The 26381-nt window shown below is 25.5% G+C and carries 26 protein-coding genes and 7 tRNA genes; 22 read left to right on the top strand and 11 right to left on the bottom strand.

The window, feature by feature from the left end:
* Positions 1-249 precede the first annotated feature (249 nt).
* The 3 genes from cas9 to EXC38_RS01480 all read left to right on the top strand — a co-directional run bounded on the left by cas9 (position 250) and on the right by EXC38_RS01480 (position 3877).
* Positions 250-3567, top strand: coding sequence for a type II CRISPR RNA-guided endonuclease Cas9 (gene cas9 / locus EXC38_RS01490; RefSeq protein ID WP_129694582.1), 3318 nt, complete (start codon positions 250-252; stop codon positions 3565-3567).
* A gap of 146 nt (positions 3568-3713) precedes the next feature.
* Positions 3714-3789, top strand: a tRNA-Thr gene (locus EXC38_RS01485).
* A 3-nt stretch (positions 3790-3792) separates the two neighbouring features.
* Positions 3793-3877: transfer RNA gene (locus tag EXC38_RS01480), tRNA-Leu, on the top strand.
* Between the two features lie 136 nt (positions 3878-4013).
* Here EXC38_RS01480 and EXC38_RS01475 read toward each other — a convergent pair.
* The 4 genes from EXC38_RS01475 to EXC38_RS01460 all read right to left on the bottom strand — a co-directional run bounded on the left by EXC38_RS01475 (position 4014) and on the right by EXC38_RS01460 (position 4451).
* Positions 4014-4089, bottom strand: a tRNA-Val gene (locus tag EXC38_RS01475).
* Between the two features lie 3 nt (positions 4090-4092).
* Positions 4093-4168 (bottom strand) — tRNA-Glu (locus EXC38_RS01470).
* A gap of 4 nt (positions 4169-4172) precedes the next feature.
* Positions 4173-4247 (bottom strand) — tRNA-Asn (locus tag EXC38_RS01465).
* A gap of 128 nt (positions 4248-4375) precedes the next feature.
* Positions 4376-4451, bottom strand: a tRNA-Thr gene (locus tag EXC38_RS01460).
* A gap of 162 nt (positions 4452-4613) precedes the next feature.
* Here EXC38_RS01460 and EXC38_RS01455 point away from each other — a divergent pair.
* The 15 genes from EXC38_RS01455 (at position 4614) to EXC38_RS01395 (ending at position 14942) form a co-directional block, all read left to right on the top strand.
* Positions 4614-5054, top strand: coding sequence for a division/cell wall cluster transcriptional repressor MraZ (locus EXC38_RS01455; RefSeq protein ID WP_004414549.1), 441 nt, complete (start codon positions 4614-4616; stop codon positions 5052-5054).
* Entirely contained in the window at positions 5051-5962 is a 912-nt protein-coding gene (rsmH, locus tag EXC38_RS01450; protein ID WP_129694581.1) for a 16S rRNA (cytosine(1402)-N(4))-methyltransferase RsmH, read from the top strand. Before EXC38_RS01455 ends, rsmH begins: the two co-directional genes overlap by 4 nt.
* Before the next feature lie 3 nt (positions 5963-5965).
* Entirely contained in the window at positions 5966-7033 is a 1068-nt protein-coding gene (locus tag EXC38_RS01445; protein ID WP_129694580.1) for a hypothetical protein, read from the top strand.
* 62 nt (positions 7034-7095) lie between these two features.
* Positions 7096-8223: a cell division protein FtsZ gene (gene ftsZ / locus EXC38_RS01440; RefSeq protein ID WP_057247585.1), complete on the top strand. Its 1128-nt coding sequence runs from the start codon at positions 7096-7098 to the stop codon at positions 8221-8223.
* A gap of 110 nt (positions 8224-8333) precedes the next feature.
* A complete protein-coding gene (locus EXC38_RS01435; protein WP_129694579.1) occupies positions 8334-8996 on the top strand; it encodes a 16S rRNA (uracil(1498)-N(3))-methyltransferase in 663 nt (220 codons plus the stop codon).
* Positions 8997-9086: 90 nt separating this feature from the next.
* The gene (rplM, locus tag EXC38_RS01430; RefSeq protein WP_004414564.1) at positions 9087-9521 is read left to right on the top strand and encodes a 50S ribosomal protein L13; all 435 of its coding nucleotides are present in this window, start codon (positions 9087-9089) and stop codon (positions 9519-9521) included.
* Positions 9521-9919, top strand: coding sequence for a 30S ribosomal protein S9 (rpsI, locus tag EXC38_RS01425; RefSeq protein WP_129694578.1), 399 nt, complete (start codon positions 9521-9523; stop codon positions 9917-9919). The genes rplM and rpsI overlap by 1 nt, the downstream gene beginning before the upstream one ends.
* 42 nt (positions 9920-9961) lie before the next feature.
* A tRNA-Ile gene (locus EXC38_RS01420) sits at positions 9962-10038 on the top strand.
* 100 nt (positions 10039-10138) lie between these two features.
* Positions 10139-10306 carry a hypothetical protein gene (locus EXC38_RS03480; protein WP_165056854.1) on the top strand — a complete coding sequence of 56 codons (168 nt, stop codon included), beginning with the start codon at positions 10139-10141 and terminating at the stop codon, positions 10304-10306.
* Between the two features lie 136 nt (positions 10307-10442).
* Positions 10443-10682, top strand: a complete 240-nt coding sequence (locus tag EXC38_RS01415; RefSeq protein ID WP_129694577.1) for a hypothetical protein — start codon at positions 10443-10445, stop codon at positions 10680-10682.
* Positions 10683-10687: 5 nt separating this feature from the next.
* A complete protein-coding gene (locus tag EXC38_RS03475; protein WP_165056853.1) occupies positions 10688-10843 on the top strand; it encodes a hypothetical protein in 156 nt (51 codons plus the stop codon).
* 146 nt (positions 10844-10989) lie between these two features.
* Complete coding sequence (rpsO, locus tag EXC38_RS01410) at positions 10990-11256, top strand: 30S ribosomal protein S15 (protein WP_004414576.1); 267 nt, start codon at positions 10990-10992, stop codon at positions 11254-11256.
* A 153-nt stretch (positions 11257-11409) separates the two neighbouring features.
* On the top strand, positions 11410-11937 hold the full coding sequence (locus EXC38_RS01405) for a tRNA (cytidine(34)-2'-O)-methyltransferase (protein ID WP_129694576.1): 528 nt from the start codon (positions 11410-11412) through the stop codon (positions 11935-11937).
* A gap of 13 nt (positions 11938-11950) precedes the next feature.
* Positions 11951-12793 carry a ribosome biogenesis GTPase YlqF gene (gene ylqF, locus EXC38_RS01400; protein ID WP_129694575.1) on the top strand — a complete coding sequence of 281 codons (843 nt, stop codon included), beginning with the start codon at positions 11951-11953 and terminating at the stop codon, positions 12791-12793.
* A gap of 1 nt (position 12794) precedes the next feature.
* Entirely contained in the window at positions 12795-14942 is a 2148-nt protein-coding gene (locus tag EXC38_RS01395) for an SGNH/GDSL hydrolase family protein (protein WP_129694574.1), read from the top strand.
* A gap of 40 nt (positions 14943-14982) precedes the next feature.
* Here EXC38_RS01395 and ffh read toward each other — a convergent pair whose 3' ends face one another.
* The 3 genes from ffh to EXC38_RS01385 all read right to left on the bottom strand — a co-directional run bounded on the left by ffh (position 14983) and on the right by EXC38_RS01385 (position 17164).
* Positions 14983-16308 carry a signal recognition particle protein gene (gene ffh / locus EXC38_RS01390; RefSeq protein WP_060823268.1) on the bottom strand — a complete coding sequence of 442 codons (1326 nt, stop codon included), beginning with the start codon at positions 16306-16308 and terminating at the stop codon, positions 14983-14985.
* A 70-nt stretch (positions 16309-16378) separates the two neighbouring features.
* Positions 16379-16504: a hypothetical protein gene (locus EXC38_RS03595; protein WP_268164553.1), complete on the bottom strand. Its 126-nt coding sequence runs from the start codon at positions 16502-16504 to the stop codon at positions 16379-16381.
* 3 nt (positions 16505-16507) lie between these two features.
* Positions 16508-17164: a hypothetical protein gene (locus tag EXC38_RS01385; RefSeq protein ID WP_129694573.1), complete on the bottom strand. Its 657-nt coding sequence runs from the start codon at positions 17162-17164 to the stop codon at positions 16508-16510.
* A 310-nt stretch (positions 17165-17474) separates the two neighbouring features.
* Here EXC38_RS01385 and EXC38_RS01380 point away from each other — a divergent pair, with 310 nt between their 5' ends.
* The 4 genes from EXC38_RS01380 (at position 17475) to EXC38_RS01365 (ending at position 19957) form a co-directional block, all read left to right on the top strand.
* Positions 17475-17708 (top strand): hypothetical protein, encoded by a 234-nt coding sequence (locus EXC38_RS01380; protein WP_129694572.1) that lies wholly within the window; start codon positions 17475-17477, stop codon positions 17706-17708.
* An 18-nt stretch (positions 17709-17726) separates the two neighbouring features.
* A complete protein-coding gene (locus EXC38_RS01375) occupies positions 17727-18140 on the top strand; it encodes a hypothetical protein (protein WP_129694571.1) in 414 nt (137 codons plus the stop codon).
* 98 nt (positions 18141-18238) lie between these two features.
* Positions 18239-18853, top strand: coding sequence for an Mbov_0392 family ICE element protein (locus tag EXC38_RS01370; RefSeq protein WP_129694570.1), 615 nt, complete (start codon positions 18239-18241; stop codon positions 18851-18853).
* A 492-nt stretch (positions 18854-19345) separates the two neighbouring features.
* Positions 19346-19957, top strand: coding sequence for an Mbov_0392 family ICE element protein (locus EXC38_RS01365; protein ID WP_129694569.1), 612 nt, complete (start codon positions 19346-19348; stop codon positions 19955-19957).
* 169 nt (positions 19958-20126) lie between these two features.
* On the opposite strand, the gene EXC38_RS01360 is transcribed toward EXC38_RS01365, so the two are convergent.
* From EXC38_RS01360 to EXC38_RS01345, 4 genes are all read right to left on the bottom strand, one after another.
* A complete protein-coding gene (locus EXC38_RS01360) occupies positions 20127-22202 on the bottom strand; it encodes a BspA family leucine-rich repeat surface protein (protein WP_129694568.1) in 2076 nt (691 codons plus the stop codon).
* Positions 22203-22311: 109 nt separating this feature from the next.
* Positions 22312-23073 carry an MSC_0882 family membrane protein gene (locus tag EXC38_RS01355; protein WP_129694567.1) on the bottom strand — a complete coding sequence of 254 codons (762 nt, stop codon included), beginning with the start codon at positions 23071-23073 and terminating at the stop codon, positions 22312-22314.
* A gap of 140 nt (positions 23074-23213) precedes the next feature.
* Positions 23214-23705, bottom strand: a complete 492-nt coding sequence (locus tag EXC38_RS01350; RefSeq protein WP_129694566.1) for a single-stranded DNA-binding protein — start codon at positions 23703-23705, stop codon at positions 23214-23216.
* Positions 23706-23711: 6 nt separating this feature from the next.
* Complete coding sequence (locus EXC38_RS01345; RefSeq protein ID WP_129694565.1) at positions 23712-26381, bottom strand: Mbov_0397 family ICE element conjugal transfer ATPase; 2670 nt, start codon at positions 26379-26381, stop codon at positions 23712-23714.

The following is a 26381-nucleotide window of genomic DNA, read 5'->3' as shown; positions in this document are numbered from 1 at the left end:
ATATAAATAGCAAGGTATAGTTGCCCCTTTGGTAAAAAGGTCTGGCGCAACGCTTACCTTGCCTTTAAAGGGGCGCGCGCGCGCGTAAAGGAAAATTCGTTACATGGCGACACTTTCCCAGGCAAAAAAATACCCCGGCAAACCGGGGTATAAATATTTTTAAGAAAAAATTAAAAAATAGTTGTATAATAATTTTGAAGTTGTGGTTCGCACAACACACCTAAAATTTACAGATCCATTAATTTAGTATTGAAAAATAAAGATATTTTTGGTTTTTCTTCCGAAAAAGAAATATATGATTCTTTTGAAAAAAACTCAGCAAATTGGCCAAATATATTAGATTTAAAAATTAAAGCATTAAATCAAAAAATAGAAAAAAGCGAAATTGTTTGACTATTACATGATTATTTAAAAAATCGTGGATATTTTTATGCAACTAATGAAGTAAATATAAATGAAACAAAACAGGATAATTGTTTTCCGAGTGAATTATTGTTGGATTTTTATAAAGAAAATAACTTTTTCAAATCAAACAGCTCTATATCACGCGAAAATGGCGGATACACATTTTCTAATAAAGATTGAATAAAAGAAATTGAACATATGCTAACTGTTCAAGAAATCAATATTAACTTTTCAAAAGAATATATTTCTATTTTTAATTATGTAAGACTTTTTTCGGAAGGTCCCGGTAGTTTAAATAGTGCGAGTGAATATGGTATTTATAATTATGATGAAAATGGAAGAATTGTAAAAAAATATACAAATATATGAGATAAAACAATTGGTAAATGTAGTCTTTTTGAAGATGAAAAAGTTATTTCTACTTCATACCCGTCATATGAAATATTTAATTTATTAAACAATCTTGCAGATATAAGATCAGCTCAGTTATTTAACGAAAAAGAACAGTGATCCCTTAGTCCAAAGAATAAAGAAGAGTTATTAAATAACTTATTTCATAATATTTTAAATAAAACAAAAGCACAAAGCATAACAATAAAGCAAATTGAAAAAATCTATATCAAGGAAAAAGGACTGGAAGATATTAGTGATCAATTGAAAGGAAAGAATCTTTTAAAACAATTTGGGTTGAATAATAATTTAACAACACTTAATTCGATAAATAAACTATTAAAAATCATTAAGAATTTTTCTTCAGAATACAATGAAATAAATACTAAAAAAATATGAGATCTTTTACCAATTTTAGACGATATATGTTTAATAATAGAAGTTCCAAGAAATTTGGATGAATATTATAAGTTATTCTCTGAACATGAAATTATTGAAAAACTTTCCATTGGTAAAGAAGCAAAGGAAGATTTTATTAAACAAATTATTTCAATTAAAGAATTAAATTTTAATAAAAAAGGTAGTTTATCAAAAAAAGCAATTTACTTATATTTAAGTAAAATGAGAGATTTAAAAAAGAATTCTGAATTTATTAAATGAAACGATGAAGAATTAAAACAGATTGTAATTGAAAGAAAAGAGAAATCAAGAATAAATCCTAATAATAAATATATTGACCCTTTTATTTTTTCAGATGATATTTTATCTCCAGCAGCTAAACAAACTTTTGAACAAGCTATAAAAGTTTTAAATAGAATTATAAAGTTATATTCAAATGAATATAACATTAAATCCATAGTAGTTGAAATGCCTAAAACTAAAAACGATAAAGAAACAATTGAAAAATATAATCAAGATAATGTGAAAAAAGATTTTGAAGGAATTATTAAATTATTACCAATAAATATAACAGTTGATGAATTGTTAAAAAAGAAAACTAAATCTTTATTAGAAAAATTAAAATTGTACGTTCAACAAGATGGCATTGATTTATATTCAATGCAAAAGATGGATATTTGAGAAGTAATTAATTACCCAGGAAATTTTGAAATAGACCATATCATTCCATATTCATTATCATATGATAATTCAGTTGGAAATAAAGTTTTAACTACCAAAGCTAATAACCAAGCTAAAGGACAAAAAACAGCAATGGAATATTTAGGTTCATTGAATCTATTTAATATTGATGAATACAAGACTAAATGCGCTCAACTATTTTTAAATAAAGATACCTTTACTAAAAATAAGAATAATGTTGTTATTACCGAAAAAAATGCTGAAAATAAATATAAAAATCTTACATGAGATAATTTTAATGAATCGAATAAAAATGAATTTATTAATAGAAATTTAAATGATACTAGATATGCAGTCAAATTATTTGTCGAAACTTTACGTAAACATTTCGACAATAAAGAAACAAAAATTATTGGAATAAACGGACATGTTACAAGTTATTTTAGAAATATATCTTTTTTACGAAAAGATAGAAATTTTAACTATCACCACGCAATTGATGCATCAATTATTGCTTTAGTTATAAATAATAATAAATATATCGCAAGATTATTAACAATTGCTGATAATGAATGAAAAATTTTAAATGATCATCAAATGGAACAAAAATTTACTGGAGAAGTAAAAGAAATTACTGATTTAGATTTTAAAAAGAATATAATGGCTCATTTTGTATCTAAAATTATTAAAGAAAAAATAAATTTAATAGTAGAAAATAACTATGAATTAGTACAGTTTTCACGAAAAATTAAAATTATGAATAATGCTCCTTTATTTGATCAAACTTTATATGGATTAAAGCAAACAGAAACAAATGAACAAGACAAAGTTTATAAAGTAGTCAAAATTAATTTGATTAAAGAAAAAAATAAAGAATTACAAAAATACTTTGAAAATCCAATTGTAGAAGAGGGTAGAAATAAATACTCTGTTTTAATGGCTCAAAGTCATTTAAAAGAATTTAATAATTTAAAAGAGATCTTTAAAAAATATAACTTGAAAAATAGTAGGTCTGCCTTTATAGATTATATGAATGATTTAAATAGTAATTTTCCAGAATTGGTCACCAAAAAAATGATTGATAACGCTATTGCTACAAATAGAGTTATTTATCTAGATTTAAATAATATGAAAACCAGATATTATAAAGATCTAAGAATTGTTGAAAAATCATTAATACCGATTAATTTCAAATATAATAATGGAAAATCATTTAAGGATACAAATACAACTTTATTTTCTTTGGTTTACAAAAACGAGAATAATAATTATAATTCAATACCTATCAATTTTTTAACGTATAAATTTGGAAGTAAAAATAATAATTTATTAGATGAAAATATTTACAATAAAGGTAACTTACAAAAATATAAAGAGAATTTAAAAATTAGTTTTAGTGAAAAACCTTTATTTGCCATTAAACAAGGAACCATTTTGAGAAGAAAAAACCCTTCCAAAAATTGATTTGAAAATTTATATTACGTATCAGGGATTTCTAAACAAGAAGATATGGATACAAAATATAAATTAACAAATTTAATTAAAACTAAACCCTCAGATAAAGAAAATAAAGAAGAAGTCAAAACTATTATTAGCAAGTTAACAAATCCTCTATTAAAAGAATTTGATATTATATATCTAGATGAACTTGGGAATGAATATAAAGCAAATATTCCCAAACTAGATTGTTAAACAGAATTTTAATAAATAGCGCCTATAAGGTTTTAAATAACCTTTAAGGTGCTTTTTTGTTCTATAAAAAAAATTCAAAATATAAAATACTATTTTTTATAAAAAATTAAAAAATTATATATAATTATAAAGCATTAAAAACACAAGCCGTTTTAGCTCAGTTGGCAGAGCAACTGACTTGTAATCAGTAGGTCGTAGGTTCAAGTCCTATAAACGGCACCATATGCGCGAGTGGTGAAATTGGCAGACACGTTAGTTTTAGGCACTAATGCTTTACGGCGTGAGGGTTCAAGTCCCTCCTCGCGTACCATATCATTCATTTGTGGAGAAGACATTAAAGTCTTCTTTTTTTTATTTAAATCTTTTATAAAAAAACGAACTAAGTTAATTAGTTCGAATTTTAAAATAAAAAAAATGCCTTATGGCATTCAAGGTGCATTTACAAATGGTGGAGAATGAGGGGCTCGAACCCACGACCCTCGCCTTGTAAGGGCGATGCTCTCCCAACTGAGCTAATTCTCCAAATGGTGACCCTAGCGGGACTCGAACCCACGCATGTATGGATGAAAACCATATGTGTTAACCACTTCACCATAGGGCCATAATGGCGCCGACTATTGGGATTGAACCAACGACCAACTGGTTAACAGCCAGCTGCTCTACCGCTGAGCTAAGTCGGCACTCATTTAACTAAATGCTTAATTATTATAACTTAAAAAAATAAATTGTTGCAAAAAAAATATTTTTTTAATAATTTTTTAATAATTAACGGATTCATCACCGACATAACTCGATTTATCAGCAATTATGGTGCTGGCTAGAGGGATCGAACCCCCGACCCACTGATTACGAATCAGTTGCTCTACCGACTGAGCTAAACCAGCATGTAAAGTATTTTAGCAAATTTTAAAATAAATTTAATAATTAAAATAGCAAATTTAAGACCAAAAATATCAATTCTTTATTTTTTTTATAAAAAATATATTTTTTTTGTAATAACAAACTAAAAAAGTGTAAAATATGGTTGATAGTGGGAGGAAGTGGAAATGTATGGTAAATACGAACGAAGTTTAGATGACAAAAATCGTGTTGTTATTCCGCCAAAAATTCTAAGTGAATTAGGTGATGAGTTTTTTATCACCATCGGATTTGACAAACAACTAATTTTCAGGGATAAAAAAGAATTTGAAAAACTAAAATCTAGACTTGATGAAAATAATTCACTAAATAAAGATTTAAGAGAATTAAGCAGATTTATTTTTGCTAACACCGAATTAGTTAGCCCAGATAAATTAAATCGTATTATTATTCCTAAACACTTAACTTTAAAAACCGCTATCAAAAAAGATGTTGTATTCATTGGTTCAGGTAACATTTGCGAATTATTTGCAAAAGAAATTTATGATGCAAAAGAAAGTTATTTTGAAGAAGAATCAAATATTGATGATCTAGCTCAAAAATTATTTGAACAAGGAGTTAAGTTATAGAATCACATATTCCCGTTTTACTTAATGAGGTGGTTAACTCGTTAGAAATTAAAAAGGGTGGGATTTATCTAGATTTAACTTTAGGTCGAGCAGGTCATAGTGTTGAAATTCTTAAAAAAATAAAAGAAAACGGCTCGGGTTATTTAATTTGTTTTGATAAAGATATCGAAGCGATTAACGAATCTGATCCAAAACTTAAGCAAATTAGCAATTCTTATAAATTAATAAAAAGTGATTTTAGATTTCTTAAAGAAGAACTAAAAAAACTAAATGTGGAAAAAGTTGATGGAATTTTAGCGGATTTAGGTGTTTCAAGTCCTCAGCTTGATAAAACCGAGCGTGGCTTTTCATATTCACAAAATACGAAATTGGATATGAGAATGGACTTAGAATCAAAATTGGATGCCAATATAATAATAAATGAATGAGAAGAAGAAAAAATAGCTCAGATTTTATACGAATATGGTGATGTAAAATTGGCTAGAACAGTTGCGAAATCAATCGTAAAAAATCGTCCTATTTCTACTTCATTTGAATTAAATGAAATTATTAGAAACGCATTACCAGCTAAAATAGTTCGTCAAAAAAATCCATCAAAGGCAATTTTTCAAGCATTAAGAATTGCAGTTAATGATGAACTAAATGCACTAGATGATTTATTAAATCAAATTAATGATTTATTAAATGTAAATGGAAAATTAGCAATTATTACTTTTCATAGTAAAGAAGATGCAAAAGTAAAAAAATTTTTCCAAAATCTTAACTACACCGATCCGAAATTAAAAAAACTTCCGATTCAAATAGAAGCTAAGTGAAAACAAAAAATCATTTTTCCTTCTGAAAAAGAATTGGAAATAAATAGAAGATCTCATAGTGCAAAGTTGAGAGTTATAACAAAATTAGGTTAAATTATGAAAAAGAGAGTTATTGTTGCTTATAAATTTAAAGTGAATATATTTTCCGTAGAGGTTATTGAAAAAAGCTCATATGGAAATATTTTGGTTTATAAAAAAGAAACAAATAACACTTCATTTAACCTTTTTAATTTAGATAGTTTTATTAAATCAACAAAAAAAGAAATTGAAAAAACAATTGCTTCAAAAATAAATGATGTAGTTGTTATTGTTCAAAATTCCTCAGATTTATCAATTCATAAAAAAATTATTTTAAATAAATCTAGTACTTCTAATTTAACTGAATTAGATATAGCTAAAAAACTGTATCAATTAGAAAAAGCTAACAAACAATACTTATTTGATTATTCATACATTGAACAAAAACAAAATGAAAACTTTATTAATTTAAGTACGCTTGATTGAAATAAAGCAAAAAACATTTTTAATTTATTTATAAAAAATGATTTAAATGTTTTAAGAATATACGATTATGATTTCTTAAATAATATTTCTTTAGATTATAAAAAAGAAAAAGGAGTAGCTACCTTAATTTCTTTTGAAGATCTTAGCTTGAAAATTGAAATATTAAAAAATAATATTTGTATATTTAAAAAGGAATTAAAAATGGGAATTGATTTCTTAATTAAATTAATTGCGGACCATTTAAAAATAAGTGAGAATCAAGCAAAAATAGAATTAAATTTATGAACTTTGAACTTGCATGCAGGGGATAGTAAAGAAATTGAATTTTTAGTAAAAAAATACTTATTTTTAGTTGAAAAAGAATGTTCAAGTTTTAATATGAAATTATTAGAAAATCAAAATGTTAAATTTAGTTGCTTAAATTCTAAAATTGCAAGTATTTTTAACAAATTTGACAACCAAATAACTAAGTTAATTAGCTTTAATAAAGAAAGTATTTATTTAAATGAAATTATTAGTAATGAAATGCTAGGTATTATTAGCTTAATTGATAATAATGCACAAAACACTATTAAAGAAATGACTATTACATCTGAATTATTTGTATTAGATACATATAATTTAGAAAATAAAAATTATTCATTTAATTACAATAAATAAAAAATAATTACTTATATAATTTAATTTATTTAAGTTTAGTTTTATTTTTAAGGAGGCTAACCATGGCAGATTTAGAAAATTTTAATTCAGTTGCAAAAATTAAAGTTATCGGCGTCGGTGGTGGTGGTAATAATAGTATTCAAAGCATTTTAGATACAAAAATTGATGGATTAGAGTTTATTGTAGCTAATACAGATAAACAAATTTTGGATAAATTTGATAAATCTCTTACTTTACAATTAGGAGATAAAAGAGGAATAGGGGCTGGAGCTAACCCCGAAGTGGGTAAATCAGCAGCTGAACATTCTGCACAAGAAATTAAAGAAAAAATCAAAAATGCTAATTTAGTTGTTATTACTGCAGGAATGGGTGGTGGAACCGGAACTGGTGCTGCACCTGTGATTGCAAAATTAGCTAAAGAGCAAAATTCTTTAGTAATTGCAATTGTTACAACTCCTTTTTCTTTCGAGGGAACAAAAAGAAATCAAATTGCTTTAAAAGGAATAGAAGAGTTAAAAAAATACGTTGATTCTTATATTATTATTTCAAATGACAAATTAAAAGACAAATTTGGAGAAATTTCTTTTAAGGATGCTTTTAAGGTTGCAGATAATATTGTTAAACAATTTATTAGAACTGTTGTAGATATTATAGCTGTACCTGGTTTAATTAATTTAGACTTAGCAGATTTAGAAACTTTAATTAAGAATTGTGGCGAAACCATTGTTGGTATTGGAAATGCTAACGGTGAAAATGCCGCAAAACAAGCAATGCATCGCGCTATAAATAGCCCAATTATTGATAGCAATATTAAGGGTGTTACAAAAGCAATTGTTTACTTTTCATCATCTAAAAATAGTACAATCAACGACTTTCAAGAAGCAATAAATGAGCTAAAAAGCGTTGCGGGTGAAAATGTTGATGTTATCTTTGGTGTTGGATCACCAGCTAGTGAAGAAGCAGAAAAACTAGGCGAAATTTATGTATCTGTAATAGCTACAGGAATTAAAAAAGCCGAAAATGAAAACGATTTTAAGTTAACAGAAGAACAAGTTACTCAAAAACGTTATAATGAGGATGATACACAAGAATACTTAACACTTTCTAATTACTCATCTTCAAAAAATAAATCATACTTAAATGAAAACGATTTAGGTGATGATGAAAATGATGAACTACTTTATAAATAATTTATTAATAAAATGATGTAAGAAATTTTATTAGCATAAATAAATTACTAATAATGTATTAATCAAAAAAGAGGCACTCCGCCTCTTTTTTATATTATAATTTTTGAATTATGTATAAATTTTTTGCTTATCAAAAAGAAAAAGAGTATTTTATATTAGACGAAGATGTTTTAAAACATTTAAAAGTTATAAGAATTAAAGATCAAGATTTTTTAATTAATTATCAAGATGAGTTTTATTTATGTAATTTTATTTTTCCTAATAAGGCTTTAATTAAAGAAAAAATTTCAACTAATAATGAGTTGGATTTTGATGTTGTGGTTGCTATACCATTAATTAAACAAAATCATTTTGAAATTGCATTACAGAAATCCGTTGAACTGGGTGCTACCAAAATAATTCCGTTTATTTCTGAATATACAGATAAAACTAATATTCAAATTGATAATAAATTATTGCGTTTTAAAAAAATAATTTTGGAAGCCGCTCAACAGTCTTTTCGTAACAAAATTCCAACTTTAGAAAAAGTTTTAAAATTTGAAGATCTTTTAAATTTAGATATTCCAAATAAAATTCTTGCTTATGAAAATGAAAAAGCCAATAAAATTGAAAAAGTAAATAAGAATACTTTATTAATAGTAGGACCTGAAGGCGGTTTTTCTAAAAAAGAAATAGATTTAGCAACTCAAAATAATGTTAAAATTGTTGCGCTAACAAAAACAATCTTAAGAGCAGAAACAGCAATTATTTATATGCTTGCAAAAATAAATTAAATAAAATTATTTTTGTTATAATAGATAAGCATAAATTTAAATTGCAATTTAATTAAATCAAAAAATATATTTACATTAGAAAGAGAAAGTATGCGTCAAACAACAATTATTAGAAAAGAATTAGTTGACAAAAAGTGATACATCATCGATGCAGCCAACGTACCTTTAGGTAGACTTTCAACTCTTGTAGCTTCAATCCTTCGTGGAAAAAATAAACCAACATTTACACCAAATGTTGACATGGGCGACAATGTAGTTGTTATTAATGCAAAAGATGTTCTTTTAACAGCTAAAAAAGATGAAAAGAAAATTTACTACCACCACACTGGATATCCTGGTGGATTAAAACAAATTACTGCTGCTGATTTAAGAGCTAAAAAACCAGAAGTTTTAGTAGAAAAAGCAGTTAGAGGTATGTTACCTCACACAAAACTAGGCCGTAAACAATTTAAAAATCTATATGTTTATGCAAATGCAGAACATAAACAAGTATCACAACAACCAACATTAATCGAGGTTAAATAATGGCAGATAAAATTAGATACTATGGTCTAGGTCGTCGCAAATCATCTGTTGCCAGAGTTTACTTAATTCCTGGAAAAGGTAGTTTTGTAATTAATGGTAAAGAAGCAAGACAATATTTAAATTCAGATATTTTATTAAAAGATGCTTTAAGTCCATTTACCGTAACTGAAACAACAAATCAATTTGATATTTTTGCAAATGTTAACGGTGGTGGATTAACAGGTCAAGCTGGTGCTATCAGATTAGGTATTGCTAGAGGACTTTTAGAAGCTTCAAATAATGAATATCGTAATAAATTAAAAGATGCCGGTTTCTTAACAAGAGATGCTCGTGTTAAAGAACGTAAAAAATTCGGTTTGAGAAAAGCAAGAAGAGCAAGACAATTTTCAAAACGTTAATTTTTTTGTGGTATACTTATATGGGTTTTATCCCATTGTAATGCGAGCGTAGCTCAGCTGGTTAGAGCACACGACTGATAATCGTGAGGTCGATGGTTCAAGTCCATTCGTTCGCACCATTTCAAGAAATTGATCATTAAACACGCACTGGCGTGTTTTTATTTATTAATAATTGTTTTAAATTAAAATATTTTGACTTAATGTGGAAATATGTGATGAATGTTATTATTAATTTTTCCAATTATTATTATTATTATTTTTATAATTATCATTATTTCTATTGTTAGATTTAAGAAGAAACTTAATTCTGATAAAGAAATACAAAACAATAATCAAGATAACTCAGAACAAAATGTTGTTGAGGACAAAGAAGTTACTGTTGATTAGATTATATCATCCACTTTTTATGATAATGTTTTGCCAAAGGAAGATTTATAGTAAAGTTGAAGATTTTTTTAGACCCTCAAAGAATTTTTAGAAAGAGAGAAAAATAATATTTGGGTTAAAAGATATTATCAAGTAATTGAAATTATGGAAAAAAGAAGCTATCATTGGCCTTTATAATGAAATTATAATATTTGACTATTATACTAATTTTAAAAATGAAATAGGTCAATGAAATTGTTGTCGCCATCATATAGTTGAAATAAGAATAAGCGCCCAAGAATTTAGCTCTAAGGAATCTGGTATGTATGAATACTATAAAATATCAGAAAATATATTAATTAATTTTTGATCAGCATTTATTTTTTACATTACTTAATAATCATGGTCAAAACAACTTCTCCTAATGATAATATGTTATATCAACTTAATACAACTTTTGATAATGATAAAAAAGTTTTGAATATTGAGATAATATCATTCAAAAATATTGTCAAGAATATACTATTTCTTATAGAAAAACTTGACGTAATAATTTAAAAAGAAAAAGTTTAGAAAATTAATATTTAATCATAGCTACTAATGAAAAATGAAGATATTTATTAAAAAGTGCTATACTTATATCGATTAAAAATTATTCCTTGGTAATAATTAAGATTATTGCTAGGTTATGAAAGGATCGAAACATGGTTTCAAAACAAAGAAAAAGCGAATTAGTTAAACAATTTGGTAGAAATGACAAAGATACAGGTTATCTTCCTGTACAAATCGCAATTCTTACCGAAGATATTGAATCATTAAAAAAACACTTCGCAGTAAATAAAAAAGACTTACATTCAATGCGTGGATTTATGGCTAAGGTTAACCACCGTAAAGCTCTACTAAGCCACTTAAAGGATGAAGATTACACTTTATACCAAACAACCATTAAAGCTCTAAATATTAGAAAATAATTTCGATATTTCAAGCTTAAAACTCAACACCAAACGTTGAGTTTTATTTTTTTATAAAAAACTAATTCTATAAAAATAATTTAAATTAGTGTGATTTTAAATTCCAAGAGTTAATCAACTTTATTTTTTACTATTTATAGTAAAATTTTTACTATGATTAACATTATTTTATATCAACCAGAAATAAGTCCTAATACCGCAAACATAATTAGAACATGCTTTGCTGGAAAAGCCAAACTTCATATCATTAAGCCCATTGCTTTTGATTTGCACCCACATTGATTAAAAAGAAAAGCAGCAGGTCATTTTTTAAGCGAAATACAACATGAAATTCATGAAAGTTATGATAAATTTATAGAAAAATATCCAGATAAGAATGTTTTTTATATTACTCGTTATGGACTTCACAATTATGCTGAAATTAACTATAATAAAATTTTAAAAAAAGAAAAAGAAATTTGAGTAATGTTTGGAACTGAAAGCACAGGAATTCCCAAAAGAATTATGCAAGACAAAATTGCAAACTGTTTAAGAATTCCAATGAATGCACAATGTCGAAGCTTAAATTTAGCTAATTCCGTTGCAATTATATTATATGAAATTTTACGTCAAAATAATTTTGAAGATCTATCAGTTTATGAGGTTCAAAAAGGTAAAGATTTTATTCTAAAAAAAGATTAAAAAAAGGATTAACATGATTCATTGATTTCCTGGTCATATGGCCAAACAATTTAGACTTTTACAAGAAAAGCAAAAACTTTTTGATTTATTTATCGTTGTAATGGATGCAAGACTTCCTAAAAGCTCTTTTAATGAAGAGATTTTTAAACTTATCAATAATAAGCCAATTTTATTTGTTTTTAACAAAGCGGATAAAACTAATTTAGCTAAATTGAACCCTTTTTTAGAAAAGTATCAAAAACGTGGACAAGTTGTTATAACTAATTTAAAAAACAAAGACGGATATGCCAAAATTAATAACGCATTAAATAAAGAATTTTTAAAATTTAAGGCTAAAAATGATCTAAAAGGAAAATTAACACCCGCTTTAAAGTGTGTTGTTTTAGGTGTGCCTAATGTGGGTAAGTCTACTTTAATTAATACTATGTCTAAATCTAAATCAACTAAAGTAGGGGCAATAGCGGGCATAACTAGATCAGAACAATGAATTAATTGCAAAAACTATATGTTATTAGATACGCCCGGCTTATTAATGCCTAAAATTGAAAGTGATGAAGCTGGTGCGAAGCTTGCTATTGTTGGGTCAATTAGACAAGAAGCAATTGATATTAATGAGTTAATAGTTGCTTTATATCGATTAATGTCAAAATATTATCCTGAGAAACTAACCGAAATTAAATTAGAACCTACTTTTAGTGAGGAAGAAATTTTTGATAACCTTGCAAAGTACGCCCAAATTAATAATTTACTTCTTAAAAACGGTGTTTATGACATTAAAAAAGGAATAAATATGTTAATTAATTATTTCAAAAATTTAAATAATGTAATTTTTGATGTATATGAGGAAGGTAAATAAAATGACTGACAAAAATACTTCAAAAATTAAAATTAATTATATTGCTTTAGGTGATGCTTTTGCTTCGGGATTTAATTCAAAAGTTGGATTTCCTACTAACGGATTTTTAAATCAAGACGGAAAAATTTTAGGTTTATGTTATCCTTCAACACTTGCCAATTTAATTAAAAATAATGATAATTTAGAACTAAATAGCTTTTACAACTTTTCGGTTATTAATGGATCAATAGATTTTTTAAAGGCTTTATACACAAATGATAAAAAAACATTAAAAAAAATGTCTAATAAAATCGACTTAATTCAATCAATAGATTGATTTTCAGCCAATATATTTGAGAACTATTTTTCAAAATTCTTAAAAGACTGAAATATAAATAATAATGATTTTAGTTTTTTTTCAAAAAAAATAAAAGAAGCAAATTTAATAAGTATAACAACAGGTTTTTACGATTTTTTTTCTAATTTACCTTTAAAAGAAATTTTTTCTTTGCACAAGTTAAATTCAAAAGAAAGAGATGATCAAATAAAACTAATTCAACAGCATGTTTCAAATGTGAGAATAGATGTTGAACAAAAATTAATAAATTTTATAGCAACAATAAAATCGCTTAATAATAAAGCAAAGATAATTACCACAAATTATTCGCCTTTATTACTTAATTTAAAAGATGCGATTTTGTCATTTACTAATATAACTTTAAAAGAACGTTTTGATATTTATTCTTATTTACAAAACGCATTAAGCCAATCTATCAAAAACGCTGCAATAAAAGGTTCAGTAGATTTTATTGATATTAATGATAAAACATATTGAGAAGAAAATAAGAGTTATTTATTTGAAAATATTTTTTCAATTTATCCAACTGAAAAAGGCTATAAAAAAGTTGGAATGGATATTTACACGAAATTATTTTTTAATAAAAAGCATTTTTTATTAGATTTAAATAATCTAATATTTAAGGATAAATATATTTCTGAACAAAATTATTGAATGGACGATGCAAAATATTATATGTCTATTTCTAATAGTTCTAATAATTATGATTTATTCAACAGCGTTTATGGTAGAAATAAAAATGAGAATGTTTTTATTCCAAATAGTTCAGAGTCATACTTTAATAGTAATCTTGATAAGAAAAACCGTATAACTGATTTTTGATCTTTATTTATAAGATATAGTAAATTTCCAATTAAAGATATTTCAAAAAAATTTATTATTGAGAAATTTTTAAAAGCACCTGAAGAGTATGAAAGTGTTAATAAAATTTTAGAATTTTTAAATAATGAACAAAGATCAAAAGCAGCAATTTTGATTTTACTAAAGGATCAAAAAGTGGATAATATTCTTTATATTATCGAACAATCTTTGATTGCCAAAAAACATAATGAAGCCTTTTATATAGATTATCAATTAATCAAGAAAGAAATTAATTTAATTTTCAAACAAGAACAAAATTTAGTTTATGATGTTTTTAAAAACTTTTTTAGTTCTGGTTTAATTAATGATTCAAAGGCAGAAATTAAAGAAATTACTAAAGCAATTTTCAGTGATGCTTTAAATACCAGTTTATTAAGTTATTTATTTAATATAAAAAATGATAAACGTTTTAATAAAATAAAAAAATATCTTTCAAGCTTAAATACATTTAAGGAATTTATCGATTTCTTTATCGAATCACTAATTAATTATTCAGATATTTATGTTAAGTTAAAAAACTTTGATGAACTTTGAAAACATTTTATTGTTAAAAATAAATATAATTTATTATTTCTTTTTGACAAAATGTTAGTTGAATTAACCAATGATGATAATATTAATAATACCGTTGATTTCTTTATATCAACAATTAAGAATTCAATTCGTTTAGAATTAGATTCCAAAGATTATAAGGCATTAAAAAATGCTATTAATAATATATTAAATATTTGCAAAAATAATCCTAAATATTTAAATAATATTTTCTTAAAATTTCTTGATAACGCTAAAAAGATTTCAATATATGACTTAATTTTTCAACTTAAAACAAGTAAAGAAAAACTATTTAAGAAATCAAATCTTGTCTCAATAAACATCTTTTTTATTACAGGTGTAAAATTATTGAAAAATCTTTTTATTGTTAAAAAAATAATTAAAAAAAATAAACTATAAAAATAAAACTCCTAAGATTTTTTCTCGGGAGTTTTATTTTTTAACCTAAAATTCCATTTTTAATTTGTGGATTTGAGCCCATTTCTTTCATTTGTTTTGACATTCTTTCAAAGTCATTTATTAGCATGTTGTATTCTCTTGCACTTCTTCCTGATCCTTTGATAATTCTGTCTTTTCTAGTTGGATTTTTTAAAAGTTTAGGGTTCTTTTTTTCTAAGTCAGTCATTGAATTAATTAAATAAGTGTAAACCTTAAATTTATTTTCAGCCTCATCTATTTTTTCATCACTAACTTTATCAGCCATACCAGGAATTAATTTAAGTATAGATTTCATTTTACCTAATTTTTTAATTTGAGATAAAGAGTTCATTAAATCATTAAGATCGAATTTACCACTAATCATTTTATAGCCAATTTTTTTCATCATTTTTTCATCAACTTCTTCCGAAGCTTTTTCGATTAATGATAAAACATCACCCATTCCTAAGATTCTGTCAGCCATTCTGTCAGGGTAGAATAGTTCTAATCCAGTAATTTTTTCACTTACCCCGATAAATGCAATTGGAACTTGTAATAAATGAGTAATAGATAACGCGGCACCACCTCTAGCATCAGAATCTAGTTTGGTTATAATTGTTCCACTTAGATTTAGTTCTTCATGAAACTTTTTAGCTGTATTAATAACATCTTGACCACTCATTGAGTCAACAATTAAGAAAATATAATCAGGTTTAACTTTACTTTTTATATTCTTTAATTCATCCATTAGTTGTTCATCAATTGCTAAACGACCGGCGGTATCAATAATAACTAAATCGTTTTTATGCTCTTCAGCTGCCTCAATTGCTTGTGTTGCTATTAATAAAGCATCATTTTCACTTTTTGTATAAAAGTCTGTTTGTGTTTGTTTTGCAAGCTGTTCTAATTGATCTCTAGCGGCTGGACGATAAATATCATCTCCGACTAATAAAGGTTTTTTAAAAATACCTTTCTTTCTAAAGTAAACTGCTAATTTTGCTGAAGTTGTAGTTTTACCAGAACCTTGTAGTCCAACCATCATTATTTTTGTTGGATAAGATTTGGGCTTAATTTCAATTGTTTTATTCCCTAGTATTGTTGTTAATTCATCTTTAAATATTTTTAAAACTGTTTGTTGTTGGTTTAATTTACCAATAATTTGACTATTTAAAGCTTTTTCCTTTACTTGTTTAATAAAAGATTTAACAACTTCTAAATTAACGTCGGCCTCCAATAACGCCAATTTAACTTCACGTAAAATTTCTAAAATATCTTCCTCATTAATTGATAATTTTTTGTTAATTTTATCAATTGATTTTTGAATTCTTCTTTGTATAAAATCTAGCATGTATTTATTATAATATAATAAATTAAAATAAAAACGCCATTAGGGCATTTTTTATTTATATCATTTATTTTTAGCAATAATTTGGCATTGTTAATATTATATATCCAAAAACCATTCCAATAATTATTCCAATTAATGCTAATAAGCCAAATATGACACCAATTGTTATTAAAATATTCTTCTTTTTATTTGACATAAATTAAGCTCTTTTCATTTCTAATTTGAATTCAATTTCAATGTTTTTCTTAGTAATTAAATTTTTAATTTCTAGAGAAGATTTCTTATTTAAATAATCAACACTTAAATTAAAAATAAATTTTGGTTCTTTATCTTTTATAAAAATATGTTTGCAATTTAGTTTTTTATTTATAGCATCATAATCTTGTTTTTGATTAGAATTAAAAGCGAACTTATTGACATAATGCCATAAAACATTATTCTCGTTTCTTTGAATATGAGTATAATTTTTTTGAGCCTCAATATCATTTAATTCCTTAAAAATATCATCAAAAAGATTTTGATTTACTTTTAGCATCACTGAAAAATAATCATCTTGGTTTGTGTTTCTAACCTGGCACTTTCTATGTACTCAATTAAAAACAAAATAATATTCATCATCAGATTTAACAATTTTTGAAATTTGTTTTGATTTTAAAGCGTTTTCATTGATTGAAAAATACTTTTCTGCTTCTTTGTTAAGGCTTATTATTTTTGAGTCAAATTCATAATCCTCTTTCTCATATTCTTTAGGTAAATAAGGTTTTGTAAATGTGTTGTAATTATGGATTGCTATTCCACCAAAGTAAAATCCTAAAATAGTACTAGGAATTAACACACCAGCTAATGTTCCAAACAAAATTTTTGGCCATGTTCAAAAACAGGTGGCATCTATAGAAAACTACTAATTTAAAGCATTACACAACATAGGTATGTGTGGTATAGAAAAAAGACTTAGCTTGGATTGGTAGAAACAAGAAGTCCTTTTCGAAGGACTTTTTTATATTATCTTTCTATGGTATTCTGCACCCCAAAACTTGTAATTTTGAAAAAAATATTTAGAAGTTAAATGAAGAAATTAGTTTTGTGATTTCTTTTCGATGACCCGCGAACCAATCGTATGCAAAATCAATTCTAAAATATCCTGAGATTTTATTATAATAACGAATTTGGCTTTAGATTTAGCATTTATAGAAATAATGTCACTACAAATGTCACTACAAATGTCACTACAAATGTCACTAAAGAAATATTTTATTATGGTAACAATTTACAAAGCAAATTATGGTAAAAACGGTAACGTTACCGAAAATGTTACCAATGTTACTAAAAACTTTACCAATCTTGAAATGGATTTAAAAAGAATCACATTAAAAACCAAGATACTGATGATATCAAACTAACAATGTAAGGAGATAAAAATGTATAGAATCAAATTAGAAAAAATTGTTGATGAAATTGATGAATGAACCAATTACAACACCTGGGTGCACTGAAAAACAGAAGTAGATGCGATTAGAACATGTATAAACAGAATTATTAATGATTTTGAAGCTGAAAATATTGACTGAAAAAAAATTGAAGTTGATAAAGACGAGTGACATGAACTTTTAGTAGATCAATATTTTGATTTACCTTCATATATTGATGAATATGCTTACTTAAGAGAAAATAAAGTCAATAACTTTCAATGATATTTTGATAACGGACATAGAACTATTCCTAAAATTGCACGGGCTGTTTTATCCAAAAACTGTCTTAAATTTCTTAGACCAGTAGAAGAAGAACTATTTAAAGAAGATACTTCTCAAGTTATCGAAGATGACCAAAATTAACAATGTAAGAAAGAAATTATGCTCAAAGAAGTTCAATCCCACTTGAATTAACAAAAACAATTTTAGAGCAAATATTAAACCAAATGAAAGGGAAAAAAATGAGAAAACCATTTAAAAGATGTCAATTGCAGCCTTTAAAATGATATGCTTGTGAAAAAGAAAATGTTTTTAAATTATTTAATAATACATCCAAAACCTTTCAAGATAAATTAAATCAAAAAATATATACAAACGCAATCAAATTAATTGCATCCAGTTTTGATGATTTAGATGAAAAACTAAATGAAAAAATCTATGATTCGATTAAAAACCTAAGGGATTTAGACAAACTAGTTAAAATAGCTAAATTAATAGATGAATTGCAACTTACTAAGTCAGTTAAAGACTCAAATTTATTTGAGTTATTTATTAGAAGTAATGATATTTACCAGTTTGAAGAACTGTGAGCAAAAATTGACAAAAATATTAGAGAAAATGGTTTAGATGGACAAGTGCTTTTGGCATCGGATTTAATTAATTTTAAAGAAGCAACAGATGCAACAAAGGCCTTAGTAAAAATTAATGTTTCAGGTAGACTAGAATTAATTCTAGCATTGCGTAGTGAGTTTATGGATTGAATTAATGAATATTCTATTGATGAATTAATTAATTATTTTTTATATACCAAAGATGATTTTATAAGAGATTTTAATATTCAATTAGAAGATAAATAATTTGAAATTAGCACTTAATGAAGAAGATTTAAAAGACTTGTTTTATGGTTTAAACTTGATTGCAAGATAACAATATCTCAATAATTTTGAAGATACCATCATAATCGAGTTTATACGTGATTCTGATAGGGAAACTTATATTGACTTAATAAAAAATATCTCTCTTTAAACTCAGAAGATTTCAGTCTTTTATTTAGAATAAAAATCATAGATTTCTTAATTAAGAATACAAGCCTTGACGATCTGACATCTTTATATAAGGCAACTAAGGATTTAACTGAATCACCAACAGATGAAACTATTGATAATTTAATAGATTTTAACCCATTTTCTGTTCGTCAATACTATGATGAAAAATACGAAGAGTTCCCTAAAAATCGAAGAAAATAAAAAACTAATTGATTTAGTTATTAAATCACATTAATACAACACATATTCAAAAACAAAATAAGAATAAAGTACAACAAGAAAAGAATAAAGGAGATAAAAAAAATGGATAAGTTTTTTAATAATAAGTCTTTAAAAGAAAAAAATTGAATCTACGACGGATATGCTCAAACAACAAATTACATAGAAACATTCGAAAAGAATGCAGTTTCGATAAACAATGAATCAAAAAGACGAACATATTTGACATTAATTGAAGACATTCTCTGGAATATCGTTGATTTTGATGATGAATTAAAAATTAAAGTTCTAGATGTTTTAACTAGGGAAAATGATTTTGGCAAATTGTCAGCTATTTATCAGATAACCAAAGAATTGGATGAAAATGATTTAGATGACCATTCGCTAGCTGAAGATTTCTATTCTGAAAATGATATTCATCACTTTAGTGATGTTTGGTATCTGATGAATGAAGAAGTCAAAGCAAAAGGTTTGGATGAAATAGACCAATATTTGCTGCAAGATCTATTAGAAATCAATGGTAAAGCAGATTGAGTCCAAATTAATGGATATGGCAGAGCGTATGCAATTGAAGATATAGAAAAAGAGTTTAATAATTGAGTAATTAGTGACTTAGAAAACTTAATTAAGAAATCAAACTATACTCTTGAAGATTATTTGGATCATAAAGAAGATAAAGAAGATGAAAAAGAATAAATAAACAAGTATATCACTTATGAAAAGCAAATATCTTAAAAGATTTCCACAATATAAAAAGTCGGATTTCCGACTTTTTTTAACCTGAATTATTAAGATAGAACAATTTAAGATTTCTTAATTAAAAACTACTGAAATAGGTGTAATAGTTAATTGTTTTTTATTTGTATTAAGCATCAAACTTAGGTCATTTATCTTTTGTTCAATTATTGGTATATCAATTAAAATAATCTCTTTGTACATCTTTTTTTAGATGTCAACTAGAAAGGTTTTGATTGAATGAAGAAGCACTATAAAACATTGAGTACATGTTTTTAAGAGATTTGGGAGTTCATCTATTCAATGGTTGATTGAAGTTTTTCGCTCTATTAAACATGTTCTGCATATTGATTACATTTTCAACATTTCAACTATTCAATGGTTGGTTGAAGGACTCGGCGGTATTAAACATGCCCCGCATATTGATTACATTTTCAACATTTCAACTATTCAATGGTTGGTTGAAATTAAATGCCCACCTGAACATTGATTCCATATTTTGAACATTGGATACATTTCAATTTTTAATATCTTGATTAAAATTACGAGCATTGTCGAACAATTCTTGCATATTACTGATATTTGATGTATCTCATTTATCAAGGTTTTCTATTCTATGACTAACTAAATCATTAAACATTCTTTCTATATTAGTTATAACATTGGGAAGTTGTGAAACTTTATTGATATATTTTGGCATTTCAACCCCCCTAACATATTTATTATCTTCCTGAACATAATATCCAATTTGTGTGATTTCTTTAATATCTGTTCTTTTAGATAAAGATTTGTCGTATATATAATACTCTATATTATCTATTCCTATATATTTAGTAGGAGATGTCATAGTTTCAGGGTCTCATTCAGATTTATTAGGATATTTTATATTTATGCCTCCTTCTAAAGTGACTAAAGAACTTGGATAGTCTTCTGAAGAAACTCTCATAAATGTTTTTAGTTTTACTTTTAGTGTTCCATCAATATTTTTACTAAATCCAAAGGGGATTGTTAAACCTGAATCATCAAAGTTATACTCTTTATCCTTTAGATTAGGAAATCTATTTTCATATTTTTTTATAAGTTTTTTTAGTTCATTATTTACTACTATTTTTGAATGAAAAGGAGTTAGTTTAGGTACTACATAGTTGTTAAATAAATACTTAATTGCTTCTTCTGCACTAAACCCTGCTAATGAAAACGATAAACTAATAATGTCACTATTAAATGCTCTAACATTAAAATTACGATCTTTTGATATTTCTACTCTATCGGTAGATTTTTTATCCTGTAGTTGCAATACTTCATTTTTTAAAAACTCAGGATTTAAAATATCAGAACTTCAATAATCAATGTATTCTTTAGGTATTTCATCAAAGTGTTTAGATAAGTCTTCTCCAAGCATTTTAATAACTTCACCATAAGTTTGACCAGTTTTGATCTTGTCAGCAGTCTCAGTATCCCAAGTTTTATTAACTAATTCTTTTAATTTTGGAATCACGTCATAATTTCAATCAATATGTATTTCTTTTGGAACTCTTTCATCTAACTTTGGAGCATTATTATAAATTGAAGTATCATTGATATCTTTTAATTCTTTTTCAAAAGCATCTACCTTGTTTTTTAACTCTTTTGCAAATACCTTAACTTGTTTTTTATCGTCCTTACTTAAGACATTAATTAATTTTGAACCATCTAAATAAATGTTATAGTCTTTATTTTTATATCTTAAGGTTTGGGTTTCATATTTTTGCTTAACTTTGTTATAAGCATCAGAGATATATTGATTTTGCATTAAATTAACAAATCTTTCATAGGATTGTCAATATAAGTCAACATCTGTTAAATAATCCTTAATATCAACTTTTTCTTCAGTATTAAAAAATAAGTCTCTAATGAAATCATCAATTAAAGTAGTTGCTTTTTCAATTTCATTTTCTTTATTAGAAGTAATTGCATCTTTGGCAATTTTCATTAAACTTCGATATTTTGTTTGATGATTAGATTTAAAGTTTCTATCTTCAATTGAATCTCATTTAACTTCTAAGACACTTAATTTCGATTGTAGTTTTCCACTTAGTAAAGCTTCATTGCTTATTTTATTAAAAGTTTTTTTACAAGAAATAGCAAAAAAAGAAGTAGTGGCAGCAAGCGGAATTGATGTGGATAGTAGTAGTTTTTTTATGATGTTTGATGCTTTCTTTTGCATTTATAGGCTCCTTTATTTAGATTTTTTTAGATGATAAATTGATATAATTCTGATTTAAAAAATTATTTAATTACTGTTAAAAATTATATCAATTTAGACTATTTTTTAACTATTTGGGTCTTAATTTAGTGGTTCTCTTCCAGATAAGAATAAAAAATGCAACTGGAAATACAATAAGAATTAAGAAACTTCATAAAAATATCTTAAAAGCAAACTTATTAGTTGCTGATTTAAGTCTTGAGATTTCTAGATAATCAACTGAAGAGATTGAAAAAAATAATTCATAGTTAGTTCTTCTTAATTTTAGAGTAATTGACTTTAATAAAAAACTGATAAAAATAAGAATTAGAATTGAAACTATAAATCAAAGAAACATTCTCGGGTCAATAAAACTTTTATCCATATTTATTTTTTGAGCAAGTCATTGATTTTTTGTAGTTAGAAATCCATAGAAGTTTGAACAAAAGATTGATAGATAAAATAAACAAGAAAAGGATATTCAAAAATTAATAACTTGTTTTTTTAAGAGATTTCGATATATCTTTAAAAAAATTAATGGTGTAAAGTTTCCATTTTGATTTTCATTTAAAATAAATGCCCAGGCCTTTTTTAAAGTAGAAATATCAATTGATAGAAGAATGATTTTAATGATAGAATAAATAATATAAAAGAATGGAAGAATATAAAATCATCAAGGAACTATCAATGTTTCTTTATTATATAAAATAATATTTATGTATATTTTTTTAGTAAATAACAAGGTTAAAACAATTGATGAAGAAAATAATAAAAGAAAGAAAAAAACGAGTGACACTAATTTAAATCTTTTTTCAGTATAGATTAAACGATTAGCAACAATTTGATTTGTCATTTTCTTCCTTCTTTATTTTAAGTTTTTTAGTTCTAAAAAATATTTTATATCTTATAAAGAACTTATGTTTGAATTTCACCTTCTTATCTTTTGTTTTTAGCTTAAAAAATTAAAGGTAAAATTACCTTTTTTGTTTTAAGCTAATAATCTCAAGTTAGACCATCTTCATCATTGTTTGTATCACTATAACTAGAAGTACTATTATTATTGCTTGATTGCCATTGATTAATTTGATCAGTTTCTTGTTTTCAATTCGCATTACTATCTAATTGATTATTTAAACTTCTTCTTTTTTCAATTACTTCTTTTGATTCAAGTGGTTCAATTGTTTTTATATCAACAAAATAATAATTAGAAGTAGTACTTTCATTTGATGTGTTAATTAAATAATTTAATTTCCCAGTGATTGAGACTAAGTCACCTTTGTCTAAAAACTTGTTAATGAAAGAAGCGTTATTATTAAATGCCAGACAATTAAAGTAATCAGTTTGTCTGCCTTCTTCAATTGCTGTATATTTTTTATTTATGTCTTTCTTTAGAGCAATTACAAACTTAGAATAGGGTTTGTTGTTTTTTGTTAAACCTAATTGTGGTTTAGATACAAGTCGCCCGATCATATGCACACTATTCATAAATTATTAACTTAATTGACTTAAGTCTCCTTTCTTGAAGATTATTTCTTTTTCTAGTCCGTTGTAATATAGTTGCATTAATATTCGATTATTACTTCCAATGTTCATAAGACCTTCACCAATTGCTGCAGTTGAAATAAAAGTTATTTCAGATTTATTTAAACCACCACGAGATTTGTACATTGAATTAACGGCATCTAAATCCTTTTGGTTTAGTCTTAAAATTAGTGAATAATCAATGTTTTCAATAATCGCCTGAGTTTTAGTTGCGATTGTACTATCCTGAGCGAAGTCCGAAGGTTGTTGGGTGGTTAGAATTAAACTTCCATTGTATTTTCTTATAGTCTTGACTGTATCAAATAAGAAATCGATGATTGCTTGGTTTTTGTTACTAATGAACTTATGAGCTTCATCGACAACAATAAGGATCCGTTTATTATCTTGGTTTAAAAAAAAGTTGTTTGTAATTTTGTTTTGTACAAAATTAAGGATTAAATACATTGCAGCTTGAGCTGATGGTGAAGCGGTTTCTTGAATTAGATTGTAAGTGTCAATAACACAGAAATCATCTGACGTTATATTTATATTTGTAACCCCATTGTATAGATTTTGATATTGACCATGGTCACTAAAATCATTTCTGAAATTAATTCAAAGTTCTTTTATTTCTTTATCAAAGAACTCTTTTTCGACTTCATTTTCAAACTCAAAATTAGCTAAAAAATTAATTAAGTCATTAAAAACTGGATAATCTTCATTTTCTGCTTTAGATATCTCAAATGAATCTTCAAAGAATCCCCATTGTTTGTAGAGTTTCTTTAAAACTATGAACAGTGCTCTTAATTTGTTATCTGAGAAGTCTGGATATAAGGTTTTAATAAATATACATACTTTCTTAATGTTATCAATGACAAGTTGGTGATTTGTAATTTTTTGATTTGTATCACTAAATTGGACATTAAGTTGCAATGGATTTAAAGTTGTTTCAAGTCCTTTTCCTAATTCAATTCAAGTTCCATTTAACTTAGGAATTAAATATTTATATTCTCTTTGTGGGTCAATGACTATAACACTATCACCGTTCATTAAGTAATTTAAAAATAACTTCGAAGTTGCAGCTGATTTTCCTGATCCAGGTACTCCCCAAAAAAACATTGAAAAGTTAGTTCTATCTTTTGTTTTTTTAAATATATCAAGAATTATTGGGGATGCTGTTGTTTTCGAAAATCCCCATAGTAAGTTATTTGAGTCATTTAGGTCAATATTAACTCAAGGTCAACCCATTACAATATTTCTAGAAAGCATTTCTAAGTTGTTATTCATACTATCTTTATTTGAAAAAATAGAGTTTAAATATGCATTTCTTTGTAAATATAAATTAGGGTTTAGATTTGCTTGAATTGTAGCAGCATTATTTTTATTGATATTTTCAATTTCTTTTAAACTTTTAGATGAGGCTGCTTTGTTTAAGAGGATTAAATTGGATTTGAAAAAGTTCATATTTTCGATATTGATAGCCTGTGTAATTTCAGACAATACTTCGTTTGATAAGGCATTCTTATTTTTTGCAAAATTAGATTTTTCATCATTATTATTTAATTCCAACCTATCCATCGTTTTATCTAAGATTTCTTGTTTTTTCTTTAAAGTTAATGGAGTAAGATTTCAAATCACAGTAGATGGTGAATTAAAGATAACATTGGCTCATCCTTCATTAATTTGGAATGTATTAAAGTCATTAACAGTTTGAAATGATAAGAATGTTTTATCAACTTTAATTTTGTCTTTTAAAAGTACTACTTGTTTTGGACTTAAGATTTCATCTAATGAAAACTTTTCTTTCTTATTTTTGATTTGAGAAAATGAAAGATATTTTTCTATTTTCTTTTCATCTAATTCAACATTAAAAATGAAATTAAGAAAATCGATTAGAGAATATTTCGAAAGTAAATTAAGACGAAGTGGAGTGTTTGAAAATAGGGATTGAATCTTTGATACATTGTTTTTTAATTCAGCAATTGATGTTGCTTTTACCACAATGTAATACGCATCAATATTTTCAGTAATATCAAGAGTGCCTAAGTCATTTAGGTTATTTTTAAAGTATTCGTTTCTAAAGTCTAAATCAATTTGAGTATCTTTTTCAATTGCTTTTTTAATAAAATCATAGTTTGCTTCAAGATTTGAAGATTTTGGGATTTTTACAAAGGAAATAGGAAAATCAATATTGTTTAGAACATTTATAACAGTTTGATAGTAAGACATTTTATCTTCATAATCGTTTGAATAGACATCATATCCCTTAAAAGAAAAAACAGAAAAGTAATTTGCTGCATCTATTTCAACAAAACTATCATTTAAAACATCTTTAAATTGAACAAGTGACTTTGTATTTGAAGAAAAGTATCTTCTTGGTTTGAAATAATATTCAATTCATCTGACAATAAAAACATAATATTTGCAATTATGCTTTTTATTTGGCAATACAATTCAGGCTGTTGAAACAAAAATTGCAGAAGCAATTAAGATTTTAGCAAATAAAGGAAGTGTCTTAGAAATATAAAATCCACAAACATAAGCGATTGCTGAGCAGAAAATTATAATAAACATATCAAAAAGCGAAATTGACTTAAAGATTTGCAACTTGATGTCTGAAAGTTTTTTATTTTGTAACAT

The sequence above is a fragment of the Mycoplasmopsis arginini genome, from assembly GCF_900660725.1.
In the GTDB taxonomy this organism is placed as follows: Bacteria; Bacillota_I; Bacilli_A; order Mycoplasmatales; family Metamycoplasmataceae; genus Metamycoplasma; species Metamycoplasma arginini.
Note: the sequence above shows the minus strand (reverse complement) of the source record. Positions and strands in the feature narration are given on the sequence as shown.